This window comes from Ramlibacter aquaticus (assembly GCF_015159745.1).
In the GTDB taxonomy this organism is placed as follows: Bacteria; Pseudomonadota; Gammaproteobacteria; order Burkholderiales; family Burkholderiaceae_C; genus Ramlibacter; species Ramlibacter aquaticus.
In genome coordinates, this window is sequence record NZ_JADDOJ010000187.1 from 1 (window position 1) to 459 (window position 459).

Sequence of the window (459 nt, forward strand, 5' to 3'; positions counted from 1 at the left end):
GTCCTGGTTGCAGGAGCAAATGGCCCGGCCTTCATGGTCCGCCTTTTCGGAAAACCTGAAGGAGTCACGACCGCCGCCTTCCCGATGACGCTCTGGGAAAGGACAATCTACGCCGTGACCATGATGTCGAATTGCGGGCGCGAGGATAGGGGCTACACGTTCGATGACGTTTAACCAACCACCAGCGTGCTTAACAATATCGGCAACCTCGTCCTTCAAAGGAAGACGTTTTTGACTATCTGACATGGCTGTATCTCCTTGAAAAATGAGGCAGCCATGTCCCAAGGGGCATTAGGCGTGCCCTTGAGGGTGTGTGTTACGTGAATACGGATTTTTAAAGAGCCCTAGCGCAGCAAATAGCTGTACGAGGAACCTTCGACAGAGTTCGATGCGAAATGCGCATGCGAAAAACTGGCAAAAAGATCACCTATGACGCTAAAGCTGTCGGAACTCGTATTC

Annotated in this window: 1 protein-coding gene; it reads right to left on the reverse strand. The window is 51.6% G+C overall.

Translation table 11 applies throughout. The features are described from left to right. Window positions 1-246: hypothetical protein (locus tag IM725_RS20565; RefSeq protein ID WP_227753990.1), on the reverse strand; the 246-nt coding region annotated here is incomplete at its 3' end. Window positions 247-459 lie beyond the last annotated feature (213 nt).